Here is a 23,219-nt window from a genome sequence, read left to right on the forward strand (position 1 = left end):
GCTCCGTGTGAATTTTGACCCGGCTAGTGCCCGCCGACCATCTGCAGGAACTCCCCCTCGGAGAGAACCTCGATCTGCTGGCCGCGGCTGTGCAACTCGAGGACCCGCTTTGCTTTGCCGGTGAGACGACCGCTCCGGAGATCGCCGGCCACAAAGCCGTCACCCACCACCAGGACCGTGGTCCTACCGGTCACGCGGCTCTCCGGACGCGCGCCCATCTCCGCTGCCCGCTGTTTCGCTTCCGGCCGGGCAATCGCAAGCTCACCGGTGAAGACGACGGTCTGCCCGAACAGGGGGTGGCCCGCTTCCGCTGCTGGGTTGGGTGCCGGATTGGTGCCTTCTTCCGGCCAATTGCTCCAAGCGCGCCCAAGCTGGCCGGCACTGCGCCCGACGCCGGACTGGCCGGCGGCCGCAAAGCGTCCTCCGCCGCCGGCCGCAAGCGCAGCGAGCGTTTGCTTGGACAGTCCGTCTCCTGGCTGGAAGGCCTGTTGTTTGGGTATGGCCAGGCCGAGGGACAGGTAGAGCTCAGCGATGCTGTTGGCGTTGTTCCGGCGCGCGATGTCCACCAGGATCCCGGCGCAGGCCCGGGCGTCCTCGGCGGCGTCGTGATGGTTCACGAGGGGCACGCCCGCCTCCTCCGCGGCGTAGGGCAAGGAATTGGACACCAGGGAGTAGCAGCGCCGGGACAACATCACCGTGCAGACGTACTCGTAAGCGGGGCCCGGCAGGCCGGAAACTTCAAGCCCGGAACGGATGACGCCCAGATCGAATGCCGCATTGTGTGCGGCAAGGATATCGCCGCCGATGAAAGCCCCGATTTCAGGGAAGAGTTCGCCAAAGCGTGGAGCCCCCGCGACATCCTCGGCCCGGATGCCATGGATCCGGGTGTTGTGGTATTCGAAGTGGTCATGGTTTTCCGGCGGCCGCATGAGCCAGGAGGCTTCCTCCACCACGACGCCGCCACGGACTTTGCTCAGGCCGACTGAGCACGGGGAACCCCTGAATCCGTTCGCAGTTTCAAAGTCGATCGCCGTAAAGTCCAATGCCACTGGTCAAGGTTACAGGTGGAAAGGGGCCCCAGAGCGTTGGTGATGGCCACGACCTGCCACGGGTCGCCTTTCAGACCTCGTCCGCCGTCTCCTGCAGCTTGGTCAACGCCTTCTTGGTTGCCCTTTGGGTCAGGACATGGATGACCGCTCCCGCGGCGCCCGCGGCTAAGGAGAACAAGACCACGCCCGGGAGGGAGTCCTCCAGATTGGTCGCATCCTTGGGTGCGGGTTTCCCGGTGGACTTGCTCCAGATGGCCTCCAGGGTCTTGTTCGCCGCAATTCCGGCGCCCATGCCCACAACCAGGCCAAGTAGTTTGATCAGGACGTTCATCTCGTTCCTCCGATTGTGGCCTCAAGGGCCCGTTCACGCGTCTTCGTACTGCGGGGCGTGCGCCGTACTATGCCAAATGCTTTCCTCCTGTGACGCCGACAACGGATCCCGACATGTAACTTGCCTCCGCGGTGGCCAGCAGCACGAATGTCGCCGCCAGTTCAGCGGGTTGGCCTGCCCTCCCGAGGGGTGTGTCCTCACCGAAGTGGACTATTTTTTCGCGCGGCTGGGTCGGGGGCTGAAGTGGCGTCCAGATCGGTCCGGGTGCCACCGCGTTGACGCGGATTCCCTGCGGCCCCAGGGACTCTGCCAGCGAAAACGTCATGTTGATGATGGCCGCCTTGGTGGCCGCGTAGTCGAAAAGGCTCGGGCTCGGGTGGTAGCCCTGGATGGACGACACGTTGATGATCGCCGATCCAGGCTGCAGATGGGGCAGCGCGGCTTTGGTCAGCCAGAAAAGGGCGTAGACGTTGGACTTGAAGGTCCGGTCGAACTGCTCGCTCGTAAGGTCTTCGATTCCCTTGCTCGTGGTCATTTGGTAGCCGGCATTGTTGACGAGCACGTTCAACCCGCCGAACTCGGCAACGGTTTGGGAGATGACATCCTGGCAGAATGCTTCGTCGCTGAGGTCGCCGGGCAACGCCAAAGCACTCCGACCGGCGTCTTCGATCAACTGGACCGTGTGTACGGCGTCCTGTTCTTCTTCGGGCAAGTACGTGAAGGCGACGTCCGCTCCTTCCCGGGCATAGGCAATCGCGGCGGCCCTTCCGATACCGGAATCCGCCCCGGTGATCAGGGTCCGGAACCCTTCCATGCGGTGGTGGCCGATGTAGGTGCTTTCGCCGTGGTCCGGGCGGGGACGCATTGCGTCGGTCCAGCCTGGGTAGTCCTGCGTCTGCGGCTCGAACGTCCCGGCCGGGTACCGGGTCCGGGGATCCTGCGCTCCGTCCGGAACATCGGGGTGCCTGATGACCTGATTCTCCAAAGCCATCACAATATCCTCGTCAAGATCGCTTTCGCTTGATTCCAAGTTGTCAACCAGCTCGTCTGCCTGTTGGTCATCCTCAGGGAAGTTGCGTTCTGCCATCACTGTTCCTCCATCTGGTCGTCGTCGCGAGAAATCGCCCGGCTCCTCCTGCGCATACCCCGGACAGTTGAAGTGCTTGCCGCTCTTAAACCTAAAACCCACCCGCCGGAGCGCACAAGATCGTCAGCATACTTATATTCTTGATTGAACACCCTGGCATTTAGGCGGATCGACCCGCCGCACCCTATGGCCATTCCCGCGAGCCGTCGGTATCGTGTGGCGATCGGGGCGGCATCGAAGAAGCCTTGCCCCTGTCTCGGCGAAGGAGATTTCTGTGAGCGAAAGCGTTCGGGCGCTATCCGGCCGTGGAGCCGTCGAGCTGATGCTGGTCCGTCACGGTGAGAGCCTGGGAAACCTGGCAGCGTCGGCGGCCGGACTGTCCGGCGCGGAAGTCATTGACGTCCCGGCGCGGGACGCCGACGTCGACCTGTCACCGATCGGTTACCAGCAGGCCACCGCTTTAGGTGGTTCGTTCAGCAGGCTTCCACCGTCCCAGCGCCCGGACGTGATCTGGTGCTCCCCGTACACCCGGGCGCATCGTACCGCGGAAATTATCGTAGAGACGGCGGGCTGGACGGTGCCGCTCGTCGTGGATGAGCGGCTTAGGGACCGCGAGCTTGGCATCCTGGACACGCTGACCGCCAAGGGTGTGGAGCTCAGGCTGCCCGAGGAGGCCATGCGCCGCCGATGGTTGGGGAAGTTCTACTACAGGCCCCCTGGCGGGGAGTCCTGGACCGACGTGGTACTCAGGCTGCGGAGCTTTCTTTCCGATCTTGAACAGCTCTCCGGAGGAGAACGGGTCCTCGTGGTCGGCCATGACGCCGTCATCCTGCTGTTCAGGTACCTGCTGGAAGGCCTATCCGAACAGGAGCTCCTGGCTATAGCCGCCACAACCAGCGTTCTGAACGCTTCCCTCACGCGGTATGTCCGCGCCGAAGGTCACGGCCCCTGGACACTGGAGAGCTTCAACGTCGCAGATCATCTCGTGGAGCAAGGAGTTGCCCTCACCGAACACGGAAGCGACGCCGATGTCCGTCCGCGGTGACCTTCCGGCTACCCCCGTGACCCCCGCCCTCCTGCGGAGCTGGCCACTGCCGGCAACGGGTTCAGGCAAGCACGAGCGAGGGAGCGTGCTAGTCATCGGCGGGAGCCGCAAAACACCGGGGGCCGCCCTCCTCGCCGGCACCTCGGCGCTTCGCGCAGGTGCGGGCCGCCTCACGCTTGCCGTTGCCGAATCCGTGGCTGTGGCATTGGCAGTCGCCATGCCTGAGGCGGGAGTCATCGGCTTGCCCGAAACGTCCTCCGGCTCCGTCCGCTCGACAGCTCACGAGGCGTTGAAGCCGGAGCTGGACGCGGCCGACGCAGTGCTCATCGGGCCTGGCCTGGACGACCCGGAAGAGACAGCCCGATTACTGCGAAACCTTTTAGGCATGGAACAGACTCGCGATGACCAGACCCTCGTGCTCGACGCGTACGCGTTGGGGATCCTCAAACGGCTCTTGCCGGATATCCGGCCTTGGGCCGGACATCTCATCCTGACTCCGAACCTGACTGAACTGGGGCTGCTCCTCGGGCGCGATCCTGAGGACATCCGCAACGACGTCACCGAAGTCTCCGACAAGTACCAGGCGGTGATCAGTTGCCAGGGCATCATTGCCCAACCCCGCAACGCGGACCCGCGGGAAACCGGAAGCGGAGCCACGACGTGCTGGGAGATCACCACCGGTTCAGGAGGACTTGGAACTTCCGGCAGCGGAGACGTGCTGGCCGGAACCATCGCCGGACTCCGGGCCCGCGGAACAACAGATGCGCAGGCAGCCTGTTGGGGATCGTACCTGCATGCCGCAGCCGGAGACAGGCTGGCCAGCCGGAAAGGAAGCCCCGGATACCTCGCCAGGGAACTTGCAGACGAACTGCCGCCCCTCATGATGGAACTGAACGCATGAGGGAACTGAACACGCGAGGGAACGGGACCATGGACGCGCTCGGGGCACGCGGGAGAATTAGCTTCCGGTCTCTTCCGGGTGTTCCCGGGCCCGCTCTTCATCGGGGTTTTCACGGCTTTCATCCGGGATAAAGTCCGGGTCCACCTTGCTGCCCATGCTTTCACCCGCGACGTTGTCGGGCGTCTTGTTCCGGGCTGCTTCTTCCTCGCCCCGTTCATGGCGCCCTTGTGCACGCTCTTCGCTCATGCGCCAAAGGTAGCCCCGCCGAAGGACGGTGTCGAGGGCTGTCGCCCAGTCCACCGGAGCCCGGCGTCAATGCTTCGTGGATAACTCGGCTTGTGACCGTGCCTCCCGGGGACCGGCGGGGTAGCCGCCGCGGCGGCTGGCCAGGATGATTGCGAGCGCCGCCGCCGTCGGGACAGCTGCGGCTAGTGGCACCCACAGGGCGCCGACGGCAGTCAGGGCCAGAGCGCCATACCCGGCGCCGACGGCGATACCGAGTTGAATGGTCACCACGGTCAAGCCGTTCGCGGCGTCCTTGTGCTCGCCGCCGGCGCGAAGGATTGCCGCCTGGTTGTAGATACCGACGGCCCCGAAGGCGATTCCCCACATGGTCACCAGGACGATTTCGCCCAGCCATGTGCCGCCAAGCAGCGGCAAGAGGCCGAAGGCCAGCACCAGCACGGCGACCGCGGAAAGCAGGGAACGCCGCGGATGGGAATCGGCAGTGAGCCCGGCGATCCAGATCCCCACGAGGCTGGAGGCCCCCACCACGGATAGCGAAATGCTCGTGAAGGCATCCGGCAGTCCGGAGACGCGGAGGAACGGCGCGATGTAGGTGAAAAGGGTGAAGTGGCCCAAAAGCAAGAGCGGCCAGGCTGTCGCCACTGCGATCACGCCGGGCAGCTTCAGTGCTCCGCGGAGGGTCGGCGTCGTGTTGCCGTCCTCGTCGGGGGCGGCGGGGAGCACCCATACGGCCAACAAGGCGAGAACCGCACCGACTCCGGCCAGGATAAGGAAAGAAGCGCGCCAGGTGAGCACCGAGCCCATGAGGGTGCCGATCGGAGCGCCGACGGCCAGCGCGATGCTGTTACCGCTAAAGACCATGGCCATTGCTTTTCCGACGGAGTGCGCTGGAACGATCCTGGCGACGTAGGGGGCCATGCTGGACCAGAGCATCCCGTGGGCCACGCCCCCGAGGAGCCTCGCGGCAACTGCCAATCCCAGGCTCGGGCTGGACGCCAGCAGCACGTTGCTGAGTGCGAACGCGAGCACGGTGGCGATCAACAACGCCTTGCGGGGGACTCGGCCGCCGAGCAGCCTCGACAAGGGAAGCGCTGTGAAAACGATGACTGCCGCATAGGCGGCCGTCAGCGACCCTACGGCCGATTCGTCTACTCCCAGGTCCCGGCTGATCTGCGGCAGCAGCCCCGACGGGAGGAGTTCGGTGGTGACGGCGGTGAAGCCTGCCGCGGCGAGGATCAGAAGACCTTCCCACGGGAACACCGGGGCTGACGCCGCAGCGACCGTCGCCGGTGTCCTGGATATGGCTGCTTCTTGCTTCAAAAGTTCTTCCTCGTCAGTCCTGTTCAGTTTCTGTCCACCTCCACCACGCTACCCACACCAGGGGACCGGAGGCAGTGTCTGTCAGACACCCCAGCCGCTCTCTCAAGGGCCCGACGGCGGTTGTCCCGTACCCTTGAAGGGTGACCCTTTCTGCGATGAACGACTTTGCCGTATCCGCTTTGGTGGGTGCAGGACCGGTGCAGCCGCATATGTCCGCGCTCCTCCCCGACTGGTTGAACCCGGATGTATTCCTGCGCGACTCCCCTTTGGGTTCCTTGGTGGTGCTGCTCGTGTGCGGCATCGTCTTCGCCGAGACCGGGCTGCTGGTCGGCTTCTTCCTGCCAGGCGACTCCATGCTCTTCACGTCGGGCCTGCTCGTGGCCACCGGCGCTATCCAGTTCAACCTTTGGGCGATGTGCGCCATGATCATCGTTTCCGCGATCATCGGAAACCAGATGGGCTACCTTATTGGCTCCAAAGCCGGACCGGCCATCTTCAACAAGCCTGATTCCAAGCTGTTCAAGCGGGAGAACGTCGAGAGCGCGCACGCCTTCTTCGAAAAACACGGCGGCAAGGCCCTGATCCTGGCCCGCTTCGTTCCGATCATCCGCACTTTCGTCCCGGTGATTGTCGGCGTCGCCAAGATGGACAAGCGCAAGTTCTTCCTCTTCAACGTCATCGGGGCGGTGCTCTGGGGCGGTGGCGTCACGCTCCTGGGCGCTTGGTTGGGTCAATATGAATGGGTCGGCAAGAACATCGACATCATCTTCGTGGTCATCGTCCTGATCTCGGTAGTCCCCGTGGCCGTCGAGGTCATCCGCGGCTTGCTGGCCAAGCGCAAAGCCACGGACCGCGGCGCGGAACCCGTCGAAGAGTTCATCGAGGGACACGACGCCGGAAAGCACGGCGAGCGCTAAGCCCACTGGCGTATGGAACGAGGCACCCCGCAGTTCGTTTGCGGGGTGCCTACCTCTTTTTCAGCGCAGGGCGTCCACAATGGCGGGGAGCAGCGCCCTGAACGCCTTGCCACGGTGGCTGATGGCGTTCTTCTCCTCGGAACTCAGCTCGGCGCAACTGCGGTCCAGCCCCTGCGGCTGGAGCACGGGGTCGTAACCGAATCCACCAGCGCCGCGCGGTTCACGCAAGAGAGTGCCTTCCAGCTGGCCGTACTCGACCACCTCGCGCGCCCCGCCGTCGACGGCGGCCGGTACAGCGAGCGCCGCCGCGCACACAAACGCGGCCCCCCGGTGTGCGTCGGGGACGTCGGAGAGCTGCGCCAGCAAGAGCTGCAGATTGGCTGCATCGTCGCCGTGCCGGCCGGACCAGCGGGCCGAGAAGATGCCCGGGGCTCCGCCCAGGACGTCCACGGCCAGCCCCGAGTCATCGGCAATCGCCACCAGGCCCGTGGCCTCGGCCACGGCCCGTGCCTTGAGCAGGGAGTTCTCGGCAAACGTCACGCCGGTCTCGGCAACATCGGGAGCTCCGGCGGCAGCGGCGTCAATCACCTGGGTATCGACGTCGAGTCCTGGCACCTGCCCCCTGAGGAGTTCCCTGAGTTCGCGCAGTTTCCCCTTGTTGTGGGTGGCGAGAACGAGCCGCGGCGTAGTTGCGGTAATTGCCTCGCTCACGGGGCCTCGGCCAGGGTCTCGCGCTGGATTGCTGCCAACTCCCCCGTGCCGATGAGGGCAAGGTCCAGCAAGGCATTCAGTTCATCGCGGTCGAAGGGGGCTCCCTCGGCGGTGCCCTGGACTTCCACGAACTTGCCCGAGCCCGTGACCACCACATTCATGTCTGTTTCCGCGCGAACGTCCTCGACGTAGGGCAGGTCCAGCATCGGGATACCGTCGATGATTCCCACGGAGACAGCAGCGATCGTGTCGATCAGCGGCTGCGCGTTCTTGGCGATCATCTTGTTCTCGCGGGCGAAGCGGATCGCTTCGGCAAGCGCCACGTAGGCGCCGGTGATCGCGGCGGTGCGGGTGCCGCCGTCGGCCTGAAGGACATCGCAGTCCAGCACGATCGTGTTCTCGCCCAGGGCCTTGGTGTCGATGATGGAACGCAGCGAGCGACCGATCAGGCGCGAAATCTCGTGGGTGCGTCCGCCGATCCGGCCTTTGACGGACTCACGGTCGGAACGGGTGTTCGTGGCCCTCGGCAGCATGGCGTATTCGGCCGTGACCCAGCCGCGGCCTTCGCCTTTGAGCCAGCGCGGGACGCCCTCGGTCAGGGACGCCGTGCACAGTACCCGGGTGTTGCCGAATTCGATCAGGGCCGAACCTTCAGCCTGCTTGGACCAGCCTCGGGTGATGCTGATGGGACGGAGTTGATCGGGCGTACGGCCGTCGGCACGGATGACGGGGACAGATGTGGCTTCGGAAGTCATACTGCAAGCTTAGCGATCCCCCGGCCCCCGCCGGACTGCGCAGCCGGACTGCGCTGCCGGACTACGGGTTCAGACCGTGTAGTGGACTCCGGCAACCGCGACGGCGACATCGCCGGCGAACTCGGGCCGCGCCTCCGCCATGACCTTGGTCTGCGACGTCCAGACCGGGATGTGGGTCAGCAGGAGACGTCGGGCTCCGGCGGCTGTCGCTGCCTGGCCCGCGCGCTTGCCGGTCAGGTGCACATCCTTGATGTCGTCGTCGCGTCCTTCTTCAAAGGCGGCCTCGCACAGGAAGAGATCGGCGTTGCGGGCGGCGTCCTCAAGGCCCGGGCATGAGTCGGTGTCTCCCGAGTAGGTGAGGATCCTGCTCACCGCTTTGCCTTCTTTGTCCGGCTCGGTGACCTCGACGCGCAAGGCGTAGGCCTCCTCCACCGGGTGGTTCACGGCATACGGCGTCACGGTGAACGGTCCGAGCTGCACGGATTGGCGTTCGCTCCAGTTGCTGAAGTCGAATTCGTCATGCATTCCGGGGTCCAGTTCCAAGCCGTAGGCGGTGGCCATGCGGTCGGCTGTCGCGGCGGGACCCCAGACGGGGATCCTGTCCCGTCCCCAGCCGCCCGGCTTCCAGCGGACGGCGACGTGCAGTCCGCAAAGGTCCATGCAATGGTCGGGGTGCAAGTGGGTCAGGAAGATAGCGTCGATATCTTCGAGGTCCGTGTAGCGCTGGATGGCCCCGAGGGCACCGCTGCCGAGGTCCAAGACGATCTTCCACTGGCGTTCGCCATCGTGCGCCGTCAGCAGATAGCACGACGCCGGAGAGCCGGGACCGGGGAAGGAACCCGTGCAGCCAACAATGGTCAGTTTCACTGGATGCGGCCCCCGCGGGCCGCGCCGAATTCGTTCACGGTGAACGCTGCAGGGTCGACGAAATTGGACGTCCTCGCATGATGGCCTCCCGCTCGGGCGGCTTCCAGCATTTCCGGGGTGATACGGGCGAGGCTTCCGGTCGGGTACTGGGCGGCTACATGGTCCACCTGGCGCACGGAGAGGACCTCCGGGCCGAGGAAACGGCGGGCCAGGGTTTCGAACTGCGCGGCGTCGCCGGTGGCCATGAAGTCGTGCCGGGGCAGGCCGGGATCGGTGCGCTGGATCCCGTGGGTGGCCAGGGCGCGGTAGACGTCCTTGGCAGTCTCCTCGGCGCTCGACACAAGAGTGACGTCTTCCCCCATGACGAAGGAGATCACACCGGTGAGCAAGGGATAGTGCGTGCAACCCAGCACAACGGTATCCACACCGGCATCCCTGAGCGGTTCCAGGTATTCGTGGGCCGCAGCCAGCAGTTCGGGACCGGTGGTGATGCCGGCCTCCACGAAACTCACGAATTCCGGACAGGCCACCGAGGTGATGCTCAGGTCCGGGGCAGCGGCGAACGTGTCCTCGTATGCGCGGGAACCGACCGTGGCCGATGTCCCGATCACGCCGATCCGGCCGGATCTCGTGGCGGAGACCGCCCGGCGGACGGCGGGCTGGATCACCTCGATGACGGGAATCCCGTAGCGGGCCGTATAGCGTTCGCGGGCATCGCGCAAGACTGCGGCCGAGGCAGAGTTGCAGGCGATGGTCAGGAGTTTCACGCCGGAGTCCACGAGTTCGTCCATGACCCCGAGGGCATTGGCACGGACTTCGGCGATGGGGAGCGGCCCGTACGGTCCGTTGGCTGTGTCCCCCACGTAGATGATTGACTCACGGGGCAACTGGTCAATGATGGACCGTGCCACGGTGAGTCCGCCGACTCCGGAATCGAAGACACCGATGGGGCGTGATCCCAGCAAGGGGTTGTGTGCTTTGCTGTTCAGTGTTTCCGGCTTGCGCTGGGATTCAGGCGCCGCTGCGGCGCTCTCCCCCTCCGATACCGGGTCCGATGCTGAGTTCATGATTCTTAGAGAATAAGCCAAGGCATGTGCTGCAGCCATGACATGTGGCGGGGGCCTCGTGTCTGTTTTGTCACACGAACGGCCAAAAGCACGGCAATTTCACTCAGGACTTCCGGTCCATCGAAGCCATCATGGCCTGGACCAACGATTCCTGGAGCCACGTGGTGAAGTTGTAGACGAGCGCCAGGTAGCTCTCGACGTCTTCGGCCTGGGACCAGTCCTGCATGGCATGGACATGGTCGGCATCCGCTTCGTCGCGGATGTCGAGGCGCTCCGCCAGCACCAAACGAACATCATTGAGGGCCATGGACCAGAGCTTCGCCTCTTCCGGGGTGAGGACGAGTTCGTTTCGGTCCAGGCCCATCGCGGCGGCCCGAAGCGCGCCGATTTTCCCTTCCCGCAGCGAGCGCTCGGTGAGCTGGCGGAACTCGAGGGACGCGGCGTCGTCGTTCTTCATGACGTTCGGCAAGAGCCGCAACAGGGCGCGGTCGGAGGGTTCCTTGACGTTCATGTCCAGGCCGATCAAGGCCGTCAGGGGATCTTCGTTGCTGGACAGCTGCGGTTCCAGCATTGAAATGACATCGTCCAGGAGTCCGCGCAGGAGTTCGCGCTCGGCGGGCTCAAGGTAGCCGGTGATGCCTTTGAGTCCGTACTTGAAAGCCTTAGCCACGTGCGCCGCCCTTGCGTCCCCGGCCGTCGCCGCTGCTGCTTGCCTTTTCAACGGTGGCCCACAGGCCGTAGCCGTGCATGGCAACCGCGTGCTGCTCCACTTGTTCCTTGCCACCGTACGCCACGATGGAACGGCCCTTCCTGTGGACCTCGAGCATGAGTTTGTTGGATTTTGCCTCGGAATAGCCGAAGTAGCTCTGGAACACGTAGCTCACATAGCTCATGAGATTGACGGGATCGTTCCAGACAACCAGGTTCCAAGGGATGTCAGCAGCGCTGAGGACGTCGGTGGACGACTGCTCCGAGATGTCCGTCCGTTCTTCTCCCTTTAAGCCTGCGTCTGTCACGGTGCAGGTGGCTGTATGGATGCCGGGGGCTGTGCCGGGGCCGACGGTAGTGGTCATCTGTCCATTCTAATGGTGATGGACGGGCGAACTAATGGCGGCCGAGCTAAGGACGGCCGAGCTAAGGGCGGTCGAGCGGAGCGAGACCTGGGAGCCGGTGGATGGGCCCACGCCGGCGAGGGGCCCGGGTCGAGCGGAGCGAGACCTGGGAGCCGGTGGATGGGCCCACGCCGGCGAGGGGCCCGGGTCGAGCGGAGCGAGACCTGGGAGCCGGTGGGGACTAGAGTGAATTCGTGAGTAGATCCGTCGCCTGGGACCACCCCCGCACGTCGTTGTACACCGATCACTATGAGCTGACCATGCTGGAAGCTGCCCTCCATTCGGGCGCGGCGCACCGGCGCTCCGTCTTCGAGGCCTTCGCCCGCCGCCTGCCCGACGGACGCCGCTACGGCATCGTCGCCGGCACCGGCCGGCTGCTTGAGGGAATCAAGGACTTCCGTTTCGGAGATGCCGAGCTCGCGTTCCTCGATCAGCACAAAGTAGTTGACAGGCAGACCCTGGACTTCCTCGCCGACTACAGGTTTTCCGGCGACATCTGGGGCTATCCGGAGGGCGAGGCCTACTTCCCCGGCTCTCCCATCCTGATCGTCGAATCGACGTTCGCGGAAGCGTGCATCCTGGAAACGTATATCTTGTCCGTGCTCAACCATGACACCGCGATCGCTTCGGCTGCCTCCCGGATGACCAGCGCGGCCGGCAACCGGCCGTGCATCGAGATGGGCTCCCGGCGCACGCAGGAGGAATCCGCGACGGCGGCAGCCCGCGCCGCGGTCATCGCCGGTTTCGGCAGTACTTCCAACCTCGAGGCCGGCCGCCGTTACGGCATCAAGACCGTGGGCACGGCCGCCCACTCGTTCACGCTCCTGCACGATACCGAGCGTGAAGCCTTCGAAGCGCAGATCGCCGCCTTCGGACCGGGAACGACGCTTCTGGTGGACACGTACGACGTCGAGGTCGGGGTACGCACCGCCGTCGAACTCGCGGGTGACCAGCTCGGAGCGGTCCGCCTCGACTCCGGAGACCTGGTGGCCCAGGCACAATGGGTTCGCGAGCTTCTGGACAACCTCGGCAACGTCAACACCCGGATCGTCGTCACCTCGGATCTCGATGAATATGCCATCGCAGCCCTGCAATCGGCGCCGGTGGATGTTTACGGCGTAGGTACCTCCCTGGTCACAGGATCGGGAGCCCCGACGGCCAGCATGGTCTACAAGCTGGTCAGCCGGACCAACGATGCCGGGGAATTCGTTCCCGTGGCCAAGGTTGCCAAAAACAAGGCCAGCGTAGGCGGTCGCAAATACGCCCTTCGCAAACTCAACGAACACGGCATCGCCACCCAGGAGATCGTGGGCATCGGACACCGGCCGGAAGACGACGGCAACGACCGCCCGCTGCTCCAGCAGTTCATCAAGAATGGCGAACTGCTCCCGGGCTGGACGGGACATGAGGGGGTGGTCCGGGCACAGGAACGCCATACTGCGACCATGGCCGAACTCCCCCCGGTAGTCCGGAGGCTGCAGCGCGGCGAGCCGGCAATCCCCACCGTCTACGAGGAGGACTGAATGTCCCGTGCCCTGATTATCGTCGACGTCCAGAACGATTTCTGCGAGGGCGGGTCCCTCGCAGTGGAAGGTGGCGCCGCCACGGCTGCCGCTATCAGCGAATACCTTGACTCGAACCGCCAGCACTTCGACCACGTCGTGGCCACGCAGGACTGGCACGTGGACCCGGGCAGCCATTTTTCGGAAACACCGGACCTCGTGGACAGTTGGCCACCGCATTGCCGTGCCGGGAGCAAGGGTGCCGAACTGCACCCGGATCTCGACACCGAGTACATCCAGGCCTACTTCCGGAAGGGGCAGTACACCGCGGCCTATTCAGGATTCGAAGGCGTCCTGGCACCCGAAGACGAAGTTCCCATGGGTGAACTCGCTCCCGGTGCCGTCCCGTCCGTCGAGCTGGACGAGGACGCCCTCGGCCTCGACGACTGGCTGCAGAGCCACGGGGTGGAGGAAGTGGTGGTCGTGGGAATAGCCACGGACTACTGTGTCAAGGCCACGGCACTGGACGCGGTGCAGGCGGGCTACTCCGTGACCGTTATCGGTGAACTCACCGCCGGAATCGCGGAGGATCTGGAACAGACCTACGCGGAACTGGAAGAAAACGGCGTCGAACTGGGTCAGGCCTAAGGACCGGGAGCCCGGCCAGGCAGAGCTACTTCCGTCCGATGAACCAATCCTGGAGCTTGCGCAGCCGGGACTGCAATTGCTCCTCGTTTGCCTGCGCGACTGCCGGACCGCCACACACCTCGCGCAACTTATTGTGGACAACGCCGTGCGGAGTACCGGTGCGGGCCGACCAGGCCGCGACGTTTTTTGCGAGCTCATTGCGCAGGTCCATCAGCATGCGGTGGTCCGGGACCGCGGGTGACGCCGCGGCAGCCAATGGAGATTGGCGCTTCTTCCTCGACTGCTGAGCATGCTGCCGCTGACGAAGCAACGTTCCTACTTGTTCGGCGTCGAGCAGCCCGGGGATCCCGAGGAAATCAAGCTCGTCCTCGGATCCGATGTCGGCCCCCGTGCCGAATTCGCCGCCGTCGAACAGCACCCTGTCAAAGGATGCCTGGGAATCGAGGGCCTCGAATTTGCCCTTCTCCAGGGAGTCCGAGGCCTTCTCTTCGCGGTTGGCCTCGGCCATCAGGTTCTCTTCGGGGTTGAAGAGGCCGTCAGGGTCTTCCTTCTCAGGCCGGTCAAGCGCGTGGTCGCGCTCGGCTTCCATGGAGTTGGCCAAGGCCATCAGGGGCGGCACGGACGGCAAAAAGACCGACGCCGTTTCCCCTCGTTTGCGCGCACGGACGAATCGGCCCACGGCTTGGGCGAAGAACAGCGGCGTGGACGTGGACGTCGCGTAGACGCCCACCGAAAGCCTGGGGACGTCAACGCCTTCGGACACCATGCGGACGGCCACCATCCAGCGCTTGTCGCTGGCGGTGAACTCCTCGATTTTGTGCGAAGCCTTGGAATCATCGGACAAGATCACCGTGGGCGACTGGCCCGTGATCTTCTTGAGCTGGCCGGCGTACGCGCGGGCGTCGTCGTGATCGGTGGCAATCACCAGTCCGCCGGCGTCGGGCACGGTACGCCGCACCTCGCTGAGGCGCTTGTCGGCGGCGGCAAGAACGGCGGGGATCCATTCCCCGCTCGGATTCAGCGCGGTACGCCACGCCTGGGAGGTGATGTCCTTGGTGACGGCAGCCTCGCCGAGGGACGCCGCCATTTCGTCTCCCGCGCTGGTCCGCCAACGCATCTGGCCCGAATACGCCATGAACAACACGGGACGGACAACGTGGTCCCGCAAGGCATTGCCGTAACCGTAGGTGTAGTCCGCCTTCGAGCGGCGGATGCCGTCGCGGTCTTCGGCGTATTCGACGAATGGGATGGGAGAGGTGTCGGACCGGAAAGGCGTGCCCGTCAGGGCCAGGCGCCGCGCAGCGGGATCGAAGGCCTCGCGCAATCCGTCGCCCCAGGACAACGCTTCGCCACCGTGGTGGATTTCATCGAGGATGACCAGCGTGCGGGCGGCCTCGGTCTTGGCCCGGTGGAGCATGGGCTTGCTGGCCACTTGCGCATAGGTCACCGCGACGCCGACGAAGCCCCTGCCGTGCTGGCCGTCGGAATTCTTGAAGTTCGGATCGATGGCAATGCCCACCCTGGCCGCGGCGTCCGCCCACTGCCGTTTCAGGTGGTCGGTAGGAGCGACGATCGTCACCCGGTTCACCGTGCCACTGTCGAGGAGCATTGACGCAATCCGCAGTGCGAAGGTGGTCTTGCCTGCTCCCGGCGTTGCTACGGCGAGAAAATCGCGCGGGCTGGCATTCAGGTACAGGTCGAGCGCTTCCTGCTGCCAGGCGCGCAGCTTCGGGGCCGTTCCCCAGGCTGCGCGTTCCGGATAGGCCGGAGGCAGCGCCGGGCCGCCGAAGAGTGTTTCAGTCACGCGGATTCCCCTCGACCAGCAACGATTCCAAGCAAGGCCGCTGCAGCCAGCGAAACCCAAATAACCACAAAAAACACCAATCTGTTCCGGATGCGCCGAATCACGCAGGGCAGCAAACAGGCAGGGGAAAGCGCTCCCCCGCCTACTACCAGGAATTACCCGACTACTGGGGCCTACTCGCTACTTGGAGTTGCCCGAGCCGCCTTTGTCTCCGCCGTCGTTGCCGGGGCGAAGTCCTTCATAGATTTCTTTGCACTCGGGGCAGACCGGGAACTTCTGCGGGTCCCGGCCAGGGGTCCACACTTTGCCGCACAGAGCAATCACGGGTTCGCCTGTCAGGGCGGACTCCATGATCTTTTCCTTGCGGACATAGTGCGAGAAACGCTCCCGGTCACCGGGTTCCACTTCCTGGCGCACTTCCTCGCGCTCAATGGTTGCAGTGGAAGTTCCGGCTCCGGAAAGCTCGCGCATGGGATCGTTTTCGAATGGGTCCGGAGGCAGCGTCGTCATGGCATCCATCTTAGCCGCTGAAGCTTCGCGATCAGATGCACCGCGTCAGATGCTCTGCCATTTCGGCTTGTTGTCATAGGTGTGGCGATAGTAGTCGGCGAGCTTGAGCGAGGACGCCGCAGCCTCATCGATCAGGATGGTGGCGTGCTGGTGCATCTGCAGCACCGATGCCGCGCAGATGGCTGCCACCGGCCCCTCGACGAAGTCCTTGACCGCCTGGGCTTTCTGGGCCCCCGTGGCAATCAGAATGACGTGCCGGGCATCCATGATGGTTCCGAGTCCCTGGGTCACGACGTGGTGCGGAACGTCGTCGATGCTCTTGAAGAATCGCGCATTGTCCTTGCGGGTCTGCTCGATCAGCGTCTTGATCCGGGTCCGCGAAGCGAGCGAGGAGCCCGGCTCGTTGAAACCGATGTGCCCGTCCGTCCCCACCCCAAGGATCTGCAGGTCAACGCCGCCCAGTGCCCGGATGGAGTCCTCGTACGCTTGGCAGGCCGCAGGAAGGTCGGCGGCGGTACCGTCAGGACTGTGGACGTTGGCGGGGTCGATATTGACCCGGTCCGTGAATTCACGGCGGATGACTTCGCGGTACGACTCCGGGTGCCCGGGTTCGAGCCCGACGTATTCATCAAGGGCGAAGGCGTGTGCCTGGCTGAAGTCAAGGCCTCTTTCCTGGTGGCGGCGCGCCAGTTCGTCATAGACAGGGAGCGGAGAGGACCCTGTGGCAACGCCCAGGACGGCGTTCGGCTTTCGGAGGAGCAGGGCCTCGATGGCATCCGCGGCAAGCGCCCCGATCTGCTTGCTTCCCGGAAGGATGACAACTTCCATCGTCCACGACCTTTCTAGCTGTGTTTCCCGGTTCGACTGGTTCAAACTTGAGGTTATCCCATGTCCCATAACTTGTCATTGTTGCTCATGGAATCAACGATTGACGCTCAATTGCTCGAAGAGCTCCGGCCCGCGCCGGTCAAGCCAGCGTCCGCCGATCCGGACACCCGACACGAACAAGCCCAACCCAAGAACCGTACCAATAGCGAGGTTGATCCATCCCCACAGCGGATCGCCTGTGACGGACTGGACAATCACCAAGACAAGTTCAGGAAGGACCAGGAGGAAAAGCACCGCCATTCCCCCGAACTGGACCGCCAGCGTCTGGGCAACGTTTCCCGGCGGCTTCTTGAACGGGCTGTCACCGGGCAACGGGACACTGGACGTGTACCGCGCCGACACGATGGAGGCCAGGCCCAGGCCTGTGAACAGCACCCCCAGGGAAAGGCCCATTACACCGGGCAACCAGGCCCATTCTCCCGTCAGGAAAAAAGGCCCGACCCCGAAGATCAACACCACCGGGAGGGCGAATACCAGGCAGGACAAGGCCCTGCCAAGCCGGTCATGGATGCCGCGGACCCCGGTGGCCAGATGCAAGGCAAAGGCGGTGTTGTCATAGGAAACATCTGCGGCGATGGACCATGCGAGGATAAAGGCAGCCATTGGCCCCAGGATCACCAGCATGGCGTAGCTTCCGGACTGCGCGGACTGGAACAGGAAGATCACAGGCAACAACGGGACCACGATCAGCGAAGCCGCGTAGCGCGGATCGCGGATCCAGTAGCTGAGGGCGCGCGCCGCGATGGCCCCGGTGGGAGTTGCCGGCAGCAGTCCGAACAAGCCAAGTTTCCCGCCGCGTTTTCCCGACCCGCCGGAATATGGCGGAGTGACCAGCGCCCGCTTGAGCAGGGCATTCCAGGCGGCAAACAACACGAGGACAGTGGAGAGGGCGATCAGGGCCTTCAAGCCGGCGGCAACAACATCTCCCGACGCCAGATCGCCACCAAGGGACCAGGCAGCTCCGAGCGGAGTCCAGGAGAGCGTCCGGGCGAGTTCGGGGAGATAGCCGGTGGAACCGGACACTCCCCCGAAGACCCCGGCCACGATCGGTCCCATCAGCACGAGCGGCACAAAGACCACAATGCTGCTCACATCCTTGAAACGGCGGGAGGATGCGAGGCTGGCCGTCGCCGTCGTAACCACTTTGGACAGGACCACGCAGCTCAGCACGCCCACGACCGCACCCAGCAGGGCGCCATGCACCGCCGGCACGCTACGCCACCATGTTGCCGCGGTGAACAGCGCCACGAGCATCGTGGACAACCCCGGCACTCCGATGAATCCGGCAAGGGCAAGCCCGGCCAGCAGTTGGCGCATGGGGATCGCGGAGGTCGTGAAGCGGGAGGGGTCGAGGGTCATGTCCGCGGCCGAGGCCATCAGGGGCACCACAGCCCAGGCCAGGATCGCGGCGGCGCCCCCAAGGACGACGGCGGTGTGGGCCGTCCCGGGGTCGGCCCATCGCAGGGCGATGAGCGTCCCCGCGAGGGTCGCGACGACTCCCAGCGCATAGAGCCCACCGATCGCGATTCCCACAAGCTGGCCGGGGCTGCGTCGGAGCCCGTTCAGCAGGAGCCGCCACTTCAGGCTCAGAAGGTGCGCAACCATTCCAAGCCCCCCGCCTGGTTTCCGCCGCCCACCAGCTGCACAAAACGGTCCTCGAGGGTGGCACCGCCGCGGACCTCGTCCACGGTTCCGGCGGCGAGGACCCTGCCTGCAGCCACTACCGCCACGTGGTCGCACATGCGCTGCACGAGGTCCATGACGTGGCTTGAGACGATGACCGTCCCTCCCGAGCCAACGTAGTTGTCAAGAATTCCCCGGATGTTGGCTGCCGACACGGGATCCACGGACTCAAAGGGCTCGTCCAGCACCAGCAGCCTGGGCGCATGGATGAGCGCCGAGGCAAGGGCAATCTTCTTTGTCATGCCGGCGGAGTAGTCCACCACGAGGGTGCCGGCGTCGCCGCTCAGGTCGAGCGCGGCCATCAGTTCTCCCACCCTGTGGGCTACGACGTCCCTGTCCATGCCCCGAAGCAAGCCGGCGTAGGTGACCAGCTGTTCACCCGTCAAGCGGTCGAAAAGGCGGACGCCGTCGGGCAGTATCCCCATCAGCTTCTTGGCCTCAAGCGGTTTCGCCCACACGTCCACGCCGTGGATGTAGGCCGTCCCGAAATCCGGCCGCAGCAGCCCGGTGGCCATGGACAACGTCGTCGTCTTACCCGCCCCGTTGGGACCAACGACCCCGTAGAAGGAGCCGGGCGGCACGTCCAGGCTGATGCCGTCGACGGCGATCTTGCCGCCGAAGCGTTTCGCAAGTCCGCGCAGGGCCAAGGCAGGCACGCGGGAGGCAGGAGGAGAACCGGGAAGCGGGACAGTCATGCAGCCAGCCTAGCCCCGGGGACGCTTCCAGCAATCGTCCCGGAGGGGGAACTACGGAGCGCGTTTCCGGAGCCGCCTCATCCCAAAGGACTAGCTCCTAGAAGCTGTGCCGGGGAATCGCGCGCTGATACTGCGGCGCCCAGTCCAAGGGGAAGCCGAGTTCGAAAGCCGCCCGAAGCCACCAGTGCGGATCGCGAAGCGCTGCCCGTGCCATGAATACGCCGTCGGCTTGGCCCGTGGCCACCGTGTGTTCGGCCTGCCCTGAGGATGTCAGGAAGCCGACTGCCCCGGTGGGAACCCCCGCTTCGCGCCGGATCTTTTCCGAGAATCCCGTCTGGTATCCAGGCCCGGCGTTGATCCGTTGGTGGGCCACGGCGCCACCGCTCGAGACGTCCACCAAGTCCACGCCGTGCTCGGAGGCCGCCCGCGCGAGGCGCACGGAGGCGTCAATGTCCACGCCGCCTTCGGCCCAATCAGTCGCGGAAATCCGTAGCAACAACGGCATCGAATCCGGGATGACAGCGCGGACGGCGTCGATGACCGCAAGCATCAAGCGGTTTCGGCCGGCTTCGCTGCCTCCCCAGGAATCGTCGCGCTTGTTGACCAGGGGGCTTTGGAACTCGTGCAGGAGGTAGCCATGCGCGCCGTGGATCTCCATCGTGTCGAACCCGGCGTCCACGGCCCGTATGGCTGCCGCCGCGAAATCCGAAATCACGGTCTGGATGTCGGCTTCGCTCATGGCAACAGGCCGTGCAAGCCCGGCAAACGCCTCGTCCCCGGGACCCCGTGCAATCCACCCGCCGTCGGACTCCGCTACGGATCCGCTCTCTTCCGCGAAGGGCCAGTAGGTGGAAGCCTTGCGGCCGGCGTGCGCCAGCTGGACGCCGATCTTGCCGCCCACGGCACTGTTGCGGTGGACGAAGTCCACAATCCGCTCCCAGGCGGCCGCCTGCTCGTCCGTGTACAGTCCGGCGTCCCGCGGGCTGATCCGCCCCTCGGGGCTGACGGCCGAGGCCTCGGTGAGGATGAGGGCCGCGCCGCCCGTGGCAAACGCTCCAAGATGCACAAGGTGCCAATCGTTGGGTACGCCGCCCCCGCCGTCGGGCGAGCAGCTGTACTGGCACATCGGGGAAACCCAGCCACGATGCGGCAACGTCAAGGAGCGCAACTGAAGCGGGCTGAACAACGCCGGTTGCGCCATCAGAAGAGGACCCGCGCCAGACCTTGCCGGGCCTTGGCCACACGTTGGTCCGAAGTGCCGACGACGTCGAACAGTTCCAGCAGGCGCACGCGCGCCGTCTCACGCTCCGGACCGAAGTTGCGGCCAATGAACGCGATGATGCGGTTGAACGCGTCCTCGATGTGCCCACCCGAGATGTCGAGGTCGGCCACCGTGAGCTGTACGTCGATGTTGTCCGGTTCCTCCGCCGCCCGCTGACGCATGGCTTCGGCTTCCGTTGCCGTCAGGAGCTCAAGCCTGCGCATCAGTTCCACTTGGGCGAGACCGGCCTTCGCTTCGGCATCAGCCGGTTTCTCGGCCAGCGCCTGGCGGAAGGCCGTGGCCGCAGCGGCGTAGTCTCCGGCTTCAATGGCATCGAAGGCTGCCTGGTGCAGCGGCGGCAAGGGACGGGCCTGCGCACCAGCGGCGCCCGCACCGATACTGCCCGTTACTCCGTTGGCTTCGGCCACCTTGAGGAGTTCGTCGATGAGGCTGCGGATTTCCTGGTCCGTAGCGGGCCCCTCGAAGAGCGGCACGGGCTGGCCCTTCAAGACCGCGACGGCGGTGGGGATGGCCTGGACCTGGAATGCCTGCGCAAGCTGCGGGAACGCATCAACATCCGCTGCGGCCAGGACGACTTTGCCGGCGTAGCTTTCCACCACACCTTCGAGGCTGTGGAGGAGGGTTGAAGCCTCCAAGGAGCGGTTGGACCACAAAAGGAAAAGGACGGGAATCTGTGCGGACAGCTGGACGAGGTCCTGGAAATTGGCCTCGCTGGCATCTACGCGAAGGGGCTGGCTGCTTCCGGGGCTTGCGCCGGAGGCAGCCGGGGCACCGTTCGGTGCCGCCGGCGCGGGGCGCCGCAATGCAGAGAGGTCGACGGCGCCGCGCAGGTTGAGCTGGCTGGCAGCGGCTGGAGAGACGGGACGGGATCCTGGCGAACTCATACCGTCCACTCTAGCCGCTGCGCCAACAGTATTTGCCTACTGGAAGCTGGCTCCCACCAGGCCGCGGACCGCGGCAACGAGTTTCATGGGAGCAGTCGATCCTGCCGGCGGGACGTAAATAGCCACCGACTCCGAGAAGGTCTGCACGAGGCCGACCTTCGTGGAGTCCCCGCCCGCGAGTACGGCCGCGGCTTTGTCCACGGTCAGCGTGTCGCCGTCAGCCTTGGGCTTGCTGGTGAAGGCGAAGTCCAGCTTTCCCACCACCACGGCACCGCCGTCGGAGGTCCGGAACACTGCCGTATCCGCCGGAGAGGGCGTGTGCGTGAAGGTGAAATTGCCGTTGGTGCCGGACTTGACGGTGCTCGACTGGTAGTCCAGGACATCGGCAATGTAGGGCGAATTCGTGCCTTCCACGAGCTTGTCCTTGAACGCAGAATCAGCCTTGGTCAAGCGATCGCCCAGGGCTGCCATCGCCTCGGTCCCGCTGTACTGCAGCCCGGACTTGTCCCCGGCCGCCAGCTGCGCGGTTCCGCCCAAGGGAATCGCCGGGAAGGACGTTCCGGGCTGCAGCGGCGAAGTGCTCTTCAGCTTGTAGTTCTCCCTCGGCGAGGCCTGCACGAGAGTCAGGACCTGGGGAACCACGTTGCCATCGCCTTGGGTCAAGGCGATTACTGTGCGTGGCCAGGTTCGCTGGGTGGAGATGACGCTGCCCAGCAATTTGCTGGCCCGGACGGGCATCCGCGCTTCGTGCGTGGCAACCTGGGACCGGATCTTGTAGTTCTGGGTGCGCACCTGCAGTTCCGTGCCGTCAACCCTGGGAGCGAGTTTGGAGGCGTCACGCGCGGCATCTCCTGCCGCCACTGCGCCGGCGACCTGGTCCAGGATGCGCTTGAGCTGCGCGTCCACCAGGACGGGGACGGTCTGCGCACCGGCGGTGCCCGCAGGGCTCGCCGTCGCGGATCCCGTCGGAGATCCTGAAGGAGAAGTCGCGGATCCCGAAGGAGAAGGAGTCTCGGCCGCTTGGGCGCCTGCCGCGGTCCCGCCCACGAGGCCCGTCACAACAGCTGCGGCTACAAGCGAAATACGAAGTGCGGGACCACCGGCTGTGCCCTTTTTACTGTCCTCGGCGGGTGCGTCCCCGCCGATGATGTCTTTGCCGGTCTCCTTGGCGGTCCCTTCCTCCTTGGCGGTGCCTTCGCCGGCGGTCTCCGGGCCGGTTTCAATGTTCCCGCCGTCCCGCGGACCGTTCGGGCGGGAGCCCCTGCCCCGGGTGAACTTGCTGATGAACGGCAACGCCGCACCGGCGACAATGAGGATCGCGCCAATGACAATGAGCGGGACGGCCCACGGCATGGTGGCATCGTTGGCGAACGTCATGGACAGCGACGACGGCGCCGGCTTGGTTCCGTCGCTGGCCAGAAGGAGGGACCAGTTGCCGCTCGCGGGAGGGGTAAAGGTGTAGTCCAACTGTCCGTTGGCGTTCTCCGTCTGCACCCACAGATCCGACCCGGCAGGCGACGGAGCGGTTGCTTCGCCGTCGGTGCTGGCAACCTGGAGGGACTTGCCGTCCCCGGAGACGCCGGTGATGCTGTTGTGCGCGGTCTTGCCTACCCACGCGTCGACGTCATCCGGACGTCCGACAGCCAACACGAACTTGCCATCGCCCTTGATGCTGATTTGTCTGGGACCACCCGCGTGGGTCAACACGTCTTGGGTGATCACGGTCAGCGGAGCGGCTTTGGAGTCTCCGGGGGCGGACGCGGTCACGGTCTCGGCCGGGGCCCAAAAGGTCAGCTGGCCAATGCCGGCCAACAGTGTCAGCAGGCCAAGCAGCACCAGCGAAACTGCAGTCTTCAATCGCACAGGAATACCAATCATCAGCGGTCGTTGAACTTCAAGGGTAACGGTTTTGTTA

The 23,219-nt window shown here is 65.0% G+C and carries 24 protein-coding genes; 5 read left to right on the plus strand and 19 right to left on the minus strand.

Going from position 1 to position 23,219, the window contains the following annotated elements; genetic code table 11:
• Positions 1-23: 23 nt before the first annotated feature.
• From AB0323_RS01530 to AB0323_RS01540, 3 genes are all read right to left on the minus strand, one after another.
• Positions 24-1,049, minus strand: a complete 1,026-nt coding sequence (locus AB0323_RS01530) for an exonuclease domain-containing protein (RefSeq protein ID WP_366175813.1) — start codon at positions 1,047-1,049, stop codon at positions 24-26.
• Positions 1,050-1,119: 70 nt separating this feature from the next.
• A complete protein-coding gene (locus AB0323_RS01535; protein ID WP_366175814.1) occupies positions 1,120-1,380 on the minus strand; it encodes a DUF4235 domain-containing protein in 261 nt (86 codons plus the stop codon).
• A 67-nt stretch (positions 1,381-1,447) separates the two neighbouring features.
• On the minus strand, positions 1,448-2,467 hold the full coding sequence (locus tag AB0323_RS01540) for an SDR family oxidoreductase (protein ID WP_366175815.1): 1,020 nt from the start codon (positions 2,465-2,467) through the stop codon (positions 1,448-1,450).
• 322 nt (positions 2,468-2,789) lie between these two features.
• Between AB0323_RS01540 and AB0323_RS01545 the strand changes: the two genes are divergently transcribed.
• Positions 2,790-3,512 carry a histidine phosphatase family protein gene (locus AB0323_RS01545; RefSeq protein ID WP_366175875.1) on the plus strand — a complete coding sequence of 241 codons (723 nt, stop codon included), beginning with the start codon at positions 2,790-2,792 and terminating at the stop codon, positions 3,510-3,512.
• Entirely contained in the window at positions 3,496-4,413 is a 918-nt protein-coding gene (locus AB0323_RS01550) for an NAD(P)H-hydrate dehydratase (protein WP_366175876.1), read from the plus strand. Before AB0323_RS01545 ends, AB0323_RS01550 begins: the two co-directional genes overlap by 17 nt.
• Before the next feature lie 57 nt (positions 4,414-4,470).
• On the opposite strand, the gene AB0323_RS01555 is transcribed toward AB0323_RS01550, so the two are convergent.
• Positions 4,471-4,659 carry a hypothetical protein gene (locus AB0323_RS01555; RefSeq protein ID WP_366175816.1) on the minus strand — a complete coding sequence of 63 codons (189 nt, stop codon included), beginning with the start codon at positions 4,657-4,659 and terminating at the stop codon, positions 4,471-4,473.
• 66 nt (positions 4,660-4,725) lie between these two features.
• Positions 4,726-5,961 carry an MFS transporter gene (locus tag AB0323_RS01560; RefSeq protein WP_366175877.1) on the minus strand — a complete coding sequence of 412 codons (1,236 nt, stop codon included), beginning with the start codon at positions 5,959-5,961 and terminating at the stop codon, positions 4,726-4,728.
• A 173-nt stretch (positions 5,962-6,134) separates the two neighbouring features.
• Here AB0323_RS01560 and AB0323_RS01565 point away from each other — a divergent pair, with 173 nt between their 5' ends.
• Entirely contained in the window at positions 6,135-6,896 is a 762-nt protein-coding gene (locus AB0323_RS01565) for a VTT domain-containing protein (protein ID WP_366175878.1), read from the plus strand.
• A gap of 60 nt (positions 6,897-6,956) precedes the next feature.
• On the opposite strand, the gene rdgB is transcribed toward AB0323_RS01565, so the two are convergent.
• The 6 genes from rdgB to clpS form a co-directional block, all read right to left on the minus strand.
• Complete coding sequence (gene rdgB, locus AB0323_RS01570) at positions 6,957-7,595, minus strand: RdgB/HAM1 family non-canonical purine NTP pyrophosphatase (RefSeq protein ID WP_364533821.1); 639 nt, start codon at positions 7,593-7,595, stop codon at positions 6,957-6,959.
• Positions 7,596-7,603: 8 nt separating this feature from the next.
• Positions 7,604-8,362: a ribonuclease PH gene (rph, locus tag AB0323_RS01575; protein WP_078108499.1), complete on the minus strand. Its 759-nt coding sequence runs from the start codon at positions 8,360-8,362 to the stop codon at positions 7,604-7,606.
• 69 nt (positions 8,363-8,431) lie between these two features.
• Positions 8,432-9,229 carry an MBL fold metallo-hydrolase gene (locus AB0323_RS01580; protein ID WP_366175817.1) on the minus strand — a complete coding sequence of 266 codons (798 nt, stop codon included), beginning with the start codon at positions 9,227-9,229 and terminating at the stop codon, positions 8,432-8,434.
• Positions 9,226-10,296, minus strand: coding sequence for a glutamate racemase (murI, locus tag AB0323_RS01585; protein WP_366175818.1), 1,071 nt, complete (start codon positions 10,294-10,296; stop codon positions 9,226-9,228). Before murI ends, AB0323_RS01580 begins: the two co-directional genes overlap by 4 nt.
• Positions 10,297-10,399: 103 nt before the next feature.
• The gene (locus AB0323_RS01590; protein WP_234747793.1) at positions 10,400-10,966 is read right to left on the minus strand and encodes a DUF2017 domain-containing protein; all 567 of its coding nucleotides are present in this window, start codon (positions 10,964-10,966) and stop codon (positions 10,400-10,402) included.
• Entirely contained in the window at positions 10,959-11,369 is a 411-nt protein-coding gene (gene clpS / locus AB0323_RS01595) for an ATP-dependent Clp protease adapter ClpS (protein ID WP_364533604.1), read from the minus strand. The genes AB0323_RS01590 and clpS overlap by 8 nt, the downstream gene beginning before the upstream one ends.
• A 233-nt stretch (positions 11,370-11,602) precedes the next feature.
• Between clpS and AB0323_RS01600 the strand changes: the two genes are divergently transcribed.
• A complete protein-coding gene (locus AB0323_RS01600) occupies positions 11,603-12,931 on the plus strand; it encodes a nicotinate phosphoribosyltransferase (RefSeq protein ID WP_366175819.1) in 1,329 nt (442 codons plus the stop codon).
• A complete protein-coding gene (locus AB0323_RS01605; protein ID WP_366175820.1) occupies positions 12,932-13,558 on the plus strand; it encodes an isochorismatase family protein in 627 nt (208 codons plus the stop codon).
• A 25-nt stretch (positions 13,559-13,583) separates the two neighbouring features.
• Here AB0323_RS01605 and AB0323_RS01610 read toward each other — a convergent pair whose 3' ends face one another.
• From AB0323_RS01610 to AB0323_RS01645, 8 genes are all read right to left on the minus strand, one after another.
• On the minus strand, positions 13,584-15,362 hold the full coding sequence (locus AB0323_RS01610) for a DEAD/DEAH box helicase (protein WP_364533596.1): 1,779 nt from the start codon (positions 15,360-15,362) through the stop codon (positions 13,584-13,586).
• A gap of 180 nt (positions 15,363-15,542) precedes the next feature.
• A complete protein-coding gene (locus AB0323_RS01615) occupies positions 15,543-15,881 on the minus strand; it encodes a DUF3039 domain-containing protein (protein ID WP_364533593.1) in 339 nt (112 codons plus the stop codon).
• A gap of 36 nt (positions 15,882-15,917) precedes the next feature.
• Complete coding sequence (gene nagB / locus AB0323_RS01620; protein WP_366175821.1) at positions 15,918-16,700, minus strand: glucosamine-6-phosphate deaminase; 783 nt, start codon at positions 16,698-16,700, stop codon at positions 15,918-15,920.
• A 93-nt stretch (positions 16,701-16,793) separates the two neighbouring features.
• Complete coding sequence (locus AB0323_RS01625; protein ID WP_366175822.1) at positions 16,794-18,365, minus strand: transporter; 1,572 nt, start codon at positions 18,363-18,365, stop codon at positions 16,794-16,796.
• Positions 18,347-19,138, minus strand: a complete 792-nt coding sequence (locus tag AB0323_RS01630; RefSeq protein WP_366175823.1) for an ABC transporter ATP-binding protein — start codon at positions 19,136-19,138, stop codon at positions 18,347-18,349. Before AB0323_RS01630 ends, AB0323_RS01625 begins: the two co-directional genes overlap by 19 nt.
• A gap of 97 nt (positions 19,139-19,235) precedes the next feature.
• Positions 19,236-20,339: an NADH:flavin oxidoreductase/NADH oxidase gene (locus AB0323_RS01635; RefSeq protein ID WP_366175824.1), complete on the minus strand. Its 1,104-nt coding sequence runs from the start codon at positions 20,337-20,339 to the stop codon at positions 19,236-19,238.
• Positions 20,339-21,304, minus strand: a complete 966-nt coding sequence (locus tag AB0323_RS01640) for a tetratricopeptide repeat protein (protein WP_366175825.1) — start codon at positions 21,302-21,304, stop codon at positions 20,339-20,341. The genes AB0323_RS01635 and AB0323_RS01640 overlap by 1 nt, the downstream gene beginning before the upstream one ends.
• A gap of 36 nt (positions 21,305-21,340) precedes the next feature.
• Complete coding sequence (locus AB0323_RS01645; RefSeq protein ID WP_366175826.1) at positions 21,341-23,182, minus strand: hypothetical protein; 1,842 nt, start codon at positions 23,180-23,182, stop codon at positions 21,341-21,343.
• Positions 23,183-23,219: the final 37 nt, after the last annotated feature.

The sequence above is a fragment of the Arthrobacter sp. NPDC080031 genome, from assembly GCF_040702485.1.
GTDB lineage: Bacteria > Actinomycetota > Actinomycetes > Actinomycetales > Micrococcaceae > Arthrobacter.